Genomic DNA, 6000 nt, shown 5'->3' on the forward strand with positions numbered 1-6000 from the left:
CAATCTTAACTATTAGTATTTATATCATTATTTGACATCTATCTTAAGGTGTATTTACTGATAAATAATGATTTAAAAATATCTGCACTGGGATAGATGCGGAGGTAAATATAGCTTTTTAATACTTAAAAATATCGGGGTGGCGATGGTGAGATTGCCGTCTATATTTCTGGCAGTAAGGTGCGCGTTGCACACCCTACAGGATCTGGGTAAGGCGCGCCACGCGCACCCTATGTTAACTACTTTTTCGCCTTTGGATAACGCTTCATCCAACCAAGCCAGAACGGAGGGCGAGCACGGCCGCCTGAGTGCGATCGTCAGCGCACAACTTGTTTAAAATATTGCGGACGTGAGTCTTGACCGTACCGACAGTAATGTAAAGCTTTTCGGCGATCGCAGCATTGCTGTAACCCTGCACTATCAGTTCCAAAACTTCTAATTCTCGCTCGGTTAAAGGGTAAGTTTCAATGATGTGAGTGAACTCGGGTTCGGCAGCCTTAATTGTGACTCTTTTGCCCTCAACCTTCGGTTCTTCCGGGGCAGACTCTTTGGTGCGAGCTTGTTTCAGAACAATGCGCGCGATCGCCGGATCGATCCAAGAGTTACCTTCGTGAGTTACTTTTACCACATCTAACAACTGATCGAAGCTGATATCTTTCATGCAGTAAGAATCAGCTCCGGCGGCAAAAGCTGCCAGCACTTCTTCTTCATTGTCCTGAAAAGTCAGAATCAAAATTTTGGTATCCGGATCGGACTCCGCTACCGATTTTTTGAACTTTTGTGTAAGTTCAATACCGTCAAAATCTGGCAAACCAATGTCTACAATTGCCACATCAGGCTTTGAAGATTGAAGCAGTTTCAATCCGTCTGTAGCGTTAGCTGCATCGCCGACAACTTCTATCGTGTCACGCTGTTGTAAAGCTGTGCGGATGCCGACTCTTGTCAGGTCGTGGTCTTCTATCAATGCAACGCGAATTTTACTCATGTTTCTTCCAATAGTCCCCTAAACTTTTAAAATATCGTCCACTGACTCAGCCAAACTGAGTAAATTTGAGAATGTGTGCTGATTTAGAGTTTGACAAGCCGCACATCTTGTTTAAGCATACTCATGCAGTTGCCCTCTTGCAAGTTAATTTTTAAATTATTTTGCCGCCCTTGCCAGCTTGCGCCCGATCGCGGGACGGTTCAACAGTTGACCGGGGACTGTTGAGTGGGGACTATCACCTCGTACTCGATCGCGAAGAGATTGTCAGCGAGGGAAATTAATTTTTCCTTTCTCCCTCCAAAGGGAGGCTTTAAACCCATTTTTTTGCTGGTAAGCTCTCAATGTTTTTAACAGTTTAACTGAATTATGCCATTGTCCGCCCCTTGATAGAGGTAAAGATAACACTACTCAGATACATTTAAACTATAAAAACTTTTGATGCTTTCGGGCAATCAAAATAAATAAAGCTAGTAGCGCGATTCTTGAGTCGATGTTAGGGCTCGAGTTGAGTGCTTATTGATAAAAACCAGTTATGACTCACTATCACAGCAATAACTCTTTTCGCTCCGAGTTTTCCGACACGGAAGTGTTACACAAAGTATCAGAAATAACTTCCCCCCAACGACAAGTTTGGGACTGCAAAACTCAGGACGATCGCCTGCGATCGGCAATTCCTCACATAGTTTGGAAAGTAAATGCAAAGGGCTGGGCGACTTATTTAGGTCATGGCTGGGAGGAGTATACGGGGGTACCAGCAGCAGCAGCCTTGGGTTTCGGCTATTTAGCGCGCGTTCACCCAGAAGACCGTCCTCGTCTTTTGGCCCGATCCTCTTCGTTGGCGCAGCCCCCGCAGGGGCGGGCTTCGCTAACGCACAATCCTCAAACCCCGCCGCCAAGTTACGAAATAAAATTTCGTCTATTGGCGCGCTGCGGCACTTACCGCTGGAACCTAGCCAGAGGAGCGCCCGCGAACCCAGAAAGTCACGATATTTTAGAGTGGGTGGGAACCTACACAGATATGGACGCGATCGAACAAACTCAAGCCGGGACAGAAGCAGAACCAGAATTTTTGGGGCCCCAAGCGTGCTCGCAAGCTAACTTCCGAGCCGAAAATTTGTGCGAAAACAAGACGCTAACGCAGGTGGGGCAAGATTTGCAGGCGATCGAGCGGTTTACAAATTTGTTAAGCCAGCGCGCGGGTAACTTGTCGGAATTGTTACAAGCAATCGCAGACGCTACTTTAGAGGCGATCGCCGGAGCTGAATTTTGCCTGGTAGCGCTCCCCGACTGCGATTGCAGCGGCCTCAAGCTCACCGCTGTCGGAGGCTCCCAAAGCTTTGAGAAAGGCAAAACCCCGCAGGTGCAAAACAACCTGCTGTTGAAAGCGTTTGCGACGGGAGAGTCGCAACTGTGCTACTCTGACTGCGACTCGGGATTCCCGGCGGCGACAATCGCTGCGGCGATCGAGTCGGGAGAAAGTGGGCGTTTGGGCGTGTTGGCGATCGGCACCGGGAAAGAGTGCGCGGCAATTGAGGGATCTGTGCAACTGCTGGCGGTAATGGGAAAACAAGCTGCGATCGCGATTAACAACGCGCGGGCGATCGAAAAATTAAAAAAGCAAGAACAGCTTTTAGAGTTGCAAAACGAGCTATTAATTCGCCAGCAGGAAGAACTCGAAAATCAGGGCCGGCGCATTCAACAGCAAAAATTGCAATTGCTAGAAGCAGCGAAGTTAAAATCCCAATTTTTGGGCACCATGTCCCACGAATTGCTAACTCCCATGAATTCGATTATCGGCTTTTCTCAATTGCTGCTGCGCCAGCACAAACAACTGCTGACAGAGCCGCAAACAAAGATGGTATCGCGGATTTTAAATAACGGCAAAAACCTGCTAACCCTGATTAACGATATCCTCGAACTCTCCAAAATTGAGAGTTGCCGCACAGAATTAGAAATAGAAGAATTTAATTTAGCGCACTTAGTAATGGATGCCGCTCGGGAATTTGGAACTCAAGCCACCGAAAAGAATGTAGCAATGTCTGTTAGCGTCTGCTTGCAGGAGCGGTTGATAGTTAATGACAAGTGGCGGCTGCGGCAAGTTTTGGTTAACCTAATTTCCAACGCGATTAAATTCACGCATCAGGGCTGCATTTCGATCGAGGTGCGGGAATTAAATGGCGATCGGCTAAGTATCACAGTTCGGGATACAGGAATCGGCATCTGTGAAACTGATATGCCTAAAATTTTTGACAAATTCCGCCAAGCCGACCAAACCGCAGCCCGCGCTTATCCAGGTACCGGTTTAGGATTAGCGATTTGTACTTCTTTAGTTCAGATGATGGACGGCACAATTGCCGCAGAAAGTCAACTAAAACAAGGTTCGACATTTACGATCGAAATTCCGCGCAAAATTCACGCTCAGCTATAAAAAATGCAGGAAACAAAAGGAAGAAGGAAGTCCGGTTAGATCCTTTTTGATAGCATCAAAATTATGTATTGCTGTCTCCGAAGAGCGAAATCGATCGCTATTCGGGGACAGCACTCTTAAGGATGCAAATATACAATTCTGATGCTACCGAATTTGATATTGGCGATCGTATTATGTGCGATCGATTACCAAAACAAAAACGTTCCTAGATTGCGGACTCGCATTCCGCAATCCAGGAGCGGACTCCCATTCCGCGCTGCGAACTAACCTATCTGTGCGGTTAATCGCTCGGACAGGATTCTGCGTTTAGCTCGAAGCGGTTTTAACAACCGACTAAAGACTAGAAGTTTTCCCAACTTCAGCCTGAGTAGCAATTGGTTTAACATCGGTGTGGCCCATATTATTAGCTACATCGCGCAGCACCGAAATTTGCTGTTCAAAATCAAGACCTTCAATTTCACCCAACACGCCATTGACAGCCTCAGTTGCCTCATATCCTTCGGGGATATCGACAATTTTATCACCCATACCAATAGCCCAAGCATACCAAACCACCAACTGATTATTAGCAGTTAAAGCTCCGTAATCGCGAGAATAAGGCGTGTCATCGCGGTTGACAATAGCTCGCATTATATTCAGTTGTTCATCATCAGAAAGGTTGTAAAAATCACCTAGCAGCACGGGAGCTAATTCTGGCTCTGCGACTTGGGGAGCTGCTGGTGTAATTGAATCTCCCATTTCTTCATAAATAAAGTAGAGCAGCGCCAGTTTTTCATCTGTACCCAACCCGTTGATTTTCTGAACTATCTTTTGAGTGTCGTTGGAGAGAGAGTGAGAATTGGTTTCGGCGGGTGAGTTCATAAATAAGTTCCTTAAAAATGCTTCCAGAATATATAGATATCAAGATTGGTAAGTACAAGTCACCATCCTCTAGAGGTAATGTGATTTAAGATTTGAGATTTGAGATTTGAGATTTAAGATTGGCAAATGACTGACTTTATAAGGATTTGGGGTACGGTCTGGCGGTTAGATTAGTTTTTTATACGGACGTAATGTTTAGCCACCAGTAGTCAAAAGTCATCCTTAAGATAGAAGCCACCGATACATCTGCAGATAGATGAAAAAGCTGCGAAATTAATTTATTATTTAGATATTGAATTCTTAAATAAAACTAGCAAGGAGTCCGATATGTCTGAAGTCAGTAAACAAGCAAATAACTCTCAAACATTTGACGCTCAGCAAATAACTGAAAATGTGGAAGCTGGAGAACAAAAGTTGCAGAATGTTGATGTATCGGCAGACTACGAAGCTTCCAAAGAATTCAGCGTTAGTGAAGTCGATCGCACAAGTGCAGGTGCCAAAGCTGCCGCCGCCGCAACTAAGCCTAAATTTGATGTTCCTGCTCCTAAAGATATCCCAACATCGACAAATTCAAGCAGCAAGCCCGATGATTTTCGGGCGATGGCTAAGGAAGTTAAGCCTGCTGGTACACCGGCGAATGTTACCGACGATTTGGTAGAGAAGGCGATCGATCGCGGTACTCCTGGCAGTTAATTGAGAAATTCTCAATCCTCGACACATAATATCAATTCCAGTTGCACTCCAACATGATGTTAACTGTTAACGGTTAATAGTTAACAGTCAACAGTCAACAGTCAACAGTGAATTTACTATTCCGATGAAGAGAGGATTTGATATAATACCAATTTCATAAAGTAGCGCTAGATATTACCCCCCCCAAAGTATGGGGGGTAAGACTTCATCAGCAGATCTTAAAAAAAATTTTATATCTATGAAGTTTTAAGTGTCGCTAATTGCTTGATTTTAAGTCGATCGCCCGACAAATCTTGCTCGCAGTGCGATCGTCCAAAATTTCTATTACCAAGTCTACCCGATCGCCCTCCAGCATCGACTGCATAAATAACTCAGGATGCAGCGCTTTCCAGAAATATTCAACAAACCGATTAATTTCGGCTTCCGACATTCCCGACTTACCCGCCGCCATCATTTCCCGTTCCGCCTGATTGCGCCACACTTGAGAAACGCGGTAATCTCGGGGATACAAAACCATCAACCGATCTAATCGGTTCCACAGCGGCAAATAGTCGTGCAGCTTCGCATTCATATCGCGCGCAAACTGACAGTCAGCCTCTGTAGTAAGCGGAAACGGCGCAGTTGCTAAAAACTCGTTCAATGTGGCATCAGCGACTGGATTCATGCCGACAAACCAACCTTCAAACAGTACAATATCCGCACCGGAAATAATTTCGGGTTGAGTTCTGTCTCCCGCACCACCCCAGGCAGATTTGTCAAACCGGGGAATTTCTATATTTTTAATTATATCTGTTTTCGGGAAATCGGATTTTAGATTATCAACTGCTGCTAATTCGCTAGTTTGTGAACCGCGCAACTTGTCTAAAACTGCGATTCCCAAGTCAATATCGTGAGTTCCGGGGGGGCCGCGCCAAATTAAACGGGGGTCTGTTTTTTGGAGTTGTTGGCGATCGGCATAAGTCTTGTAAAGGTCATCTAAAGAAATGCTGACCGTAGAATATCCCATTTTTCCCAGAATCACCTTCAAAACGTG

At 45.4% G+C, this 6000-nt stretch carries 5 protein-coding genes; 2 read left to right on the forward strand and 3 right to left on the reverse strand.

Translation table 11 applies throughout. The features are described 5' to 3' along the window. Positions 1 to 265: 265 nt before the first annotated feature. Positions 266 to 985 (reverse strand): response regulator transcription factor, encoded by a 720-nt coding sequence (locus tag QT998_RS16560; protein ID WP_333090073.1) that lies wholly within the window; start codon positions 983 to 985, stop codon positions 266 to 268. 532 nt (positions 986 to 1517) lie between these two features. Here QT998_RS16560 and QT998_RS16565 point away from each other — a divergent pair. Further along, positions 1518 to 3413, forward strand: coding sequence for a sensor histidine kinase (locus QT998_RS16565; protein ID WP_333090076.1), 1896 nt, complete (start codon positions 1518 to 1520; stop codon positions 3411 to 3413). Positions 3414 to 3746: 333 nt separating this feature from the next. Here the strand turns inward: QT998_RS16565 and QT998_RS16570 are convergent, their stop codons facing one another. Then, on the reverse strand, positions 3747 to 4274 hold the full coding sequence (locus tag QT998_RS16570) for an orange carotenoid protein N-terminal domain-containing protein (RefSeq protein WP_333115157.1): 528 nt from the start codon (positions 4272 to 4274) through the stop codon (positions 3747 to 3749). Positions 4275 to 4601: 327 nt separating this feature from the next. On the opposite strand from QT998_RS16570, the gene QT998_RS16575 reads away from it, so the two are divergent. Further along, positions 4602 to 4967, forward strand: coding sequence for a hypothetical protein (locus tag QT998_RS16575; RefSeq protein ID WP_333090078.1), 366 nt, complete (start codon positions 4602 to 4604; stop codon positions 4965 to 4967). Between the two features lie 256 nt (positions 4968 to 5223). Here the strand turns inward: QT998_RS16575 and QT998_RS16580 are convergent. Then, on the reverse strand, positions 5224 to 6000 hold a 777-nt coding region (locus QT998_RS16580), incomplete at its 5' end, for a glycerate kinase (protein WP_333115156.1).

Source organism: Microcoleus sp. S1D4 (assembly GCF_036700765.1).
Classification (GTDB): domain Bacteria; phylum Cyanobacteriota; class Cyanobacteriia; order Cyanobacteriales; family Microcoleaceae; genus Microcoleus.

Coding starts and splice junctions, on each gene's coding strand:
- QT998_RS16560 (WP_333090073.1), bottom strand. CDS start 985: ATGAGTAAAATTCGCGTTGCATTGATAGAAGACCACGACCTGACAAGA.
- QT998_RS16565 (WP_333090076.1), top strand. CDS start 1,518: ATGACTCACTATCACAGCAATAACTCTTTTCGCTCCGAGTTTTCCGAC.
- QT998_RS16570 (WP_333115157.1), bottom strand. CDS start 4,274: ATGAACTCACCCGCCGAAACCAATTCTCACTCTCTCTCCAACGACACT.
- QT998_RS16575 (WP_333090078.1), top strand. CDS start 4,602: ATGTCTGAAGTCAGTAAACAAGCAAATAACTCTCAAACATTTGACGCT.